2 protein-coding genes are annotated in these 1,721 nt (G+C 41.2%); one reads left to right on the forward strand and one right to left on the reverse strand.

The genetic code is table 11. From position 1 onward, the window contains the following. Positions 1 to 380 precede the first annotated feature (380 nt). On the forward strand, positions 381 to 986 hold the full coding sequence (locus tag CIK04_RS11635) for a hypothetical protein (protein WP_080540744.1): 606 nt from the start codon (positions 381 to 383) through the stop codon (positions 984 to 986). A 492-nt stretch (positions 987 to 1,478) separates the two neighbouring features. On the opposite strand, the gene CIK04_RS11645 is transcribed toward CIK04_RS11635, so the two are convergent. Then, the coding region (locus CIK04_RS11645; protein ID WP_142994990.1) for a transposase at positions 1,479 to 1,721 on the reverse strand (243 nt) is incomplete at its 5' end.

Below are 1,721 nucleotides of genomic sequence, written 5' to 3' on the forward strand. Positions count from 1 at the left end.
GTGTTTGTATTCATAATAAGCTAACTCTTGCTTGCGTAATGCGGGTTCGAGACCCAGTCGAGTATTCGAGTTTGGTGCTTGGAGTTCTATGTCGCGTTCATGTTTGTTATCGGTCTCTCGATAGAGGAGCCAGCGTTCAATCGAACTACAACATAGAAAGCTTTAGTTGCGGCTAAAGCCTGGGTCTCACATTACCCGAAACAGGTCGATTAATGGGGATAATTTCCCATACAAAGCGTTAAAGAGGGACTTGGCACGCGTGGCATTTTCAATTTGCGTTGGGTTTAGTGTTTAAGGTGTGATGCGGTTACTTTTTTAGTGCGTGCCTGCGCCCCTTAACGCGGCGTTATGTATATAGAGCAGTCATTTGGAATGTACTAATGAAAAGCAGAGTTGAAGAGTGGCAATTAACTTTTGATACGCTGTCTGAAATTGATAACAAATTGCAGTTATCACTAAAAGACGTCGACTACCTTATCGAATGTATTGAGGCTAGGAGCGAAGAACAATCCAACTTTTTAAACGCACTTGCCTTGAATGGGCTTCTATCTGCATTCGAAGGGTATCTCCATTCAGTTATCCCAGTTTTATTTGATAATCACGATCTTGCCACTATTGCGTTAGAAAGAATCAATGAGTTACCTGAATGTGAGTTATCAAGGCTAGGTTTAAAGGGGGAGGGTTCGATTTCATTAGCCAAAGTTAAGAGGGTTTACTCTAAACGAACCAAAAATAACCCTTTTCGAGAGATGGAACTATTAAGTTCGATTTTTGGGGTTAGCTTAACCTGTGTTAGTGAAGATGATTCAAATCAATTGGTAAAACTAAGGAACTTATATACACATCGAGGTGGTAGCGAAGATTTTCAAAACCGAGTTTCCTTAAGAGTAGTCACTGAAGCTCGTGGTCTTCTCGACCTGCAAATAGCAGCCTTACCTCTTGCATTCTTGGGGGCTTTAAACGAACTGCGCGGAAAATATACATAACAAACAGTTCAAGAGGGATTCAGCACGCGTGGCATTTTGGGCATGCTTTGGTTTTTGTGTTGAAGTGCCATGCAGAGGCTTAGTCACTGCGTGCTTCACCCCTTAACTGGGCGTTATGTTTAGTCACGTAAAATCAGTTGGTTGCATCTTTTCTTTGCACTCTCGGCTTTCTAATTTTGGTCTTGTCGGCAGGTTAACTTCAGTGTTCGCTGTTTTCTGGACTCCAATTCGTGGGCGCTAAAAATTCAGAGAGTTGCCTCATTAAAGTTCAGTGCGTTTTTGAGTCGAATGACGCGATCTTAGTTTCAAAGTTTGAGCTCCAGTTTTCGGTTTTCCAGTCTAAAACTCAATATCAGCAAATTCAAATTTATTAGTTAATTCAGTTTTTTAGCGTCTGGTTTTGGTTTTCAAAAATAAGTTGAGTTAAGCTTTGGTATCGCAAAACTTAACCCTTTGAGCCTTAAACATAACAAACGAGTATGGCGTCAATAGTTAATTTTTCGCCATATTTTCATTCCACATAGTTCCGTCTCTTAGCATTGAATTCAGGATCACAACCATCTTTCTAACACAGGCAATGATGGCTACTTTTTTGGGTTTTCCTGCTTCCAGTAATCGCTGATATGTGGTCTTAAAAACAGGGTTAGATTGCATTGCAGACATCATCGCCATATACAGGACTGTACGCACCTGAGCGCGCCCACCTTGGATAATTCGTTTGCCTTTATAGCGGCM

This window comes from Vibrio sp. 03_296 (genome assembly GCF_002265885.1).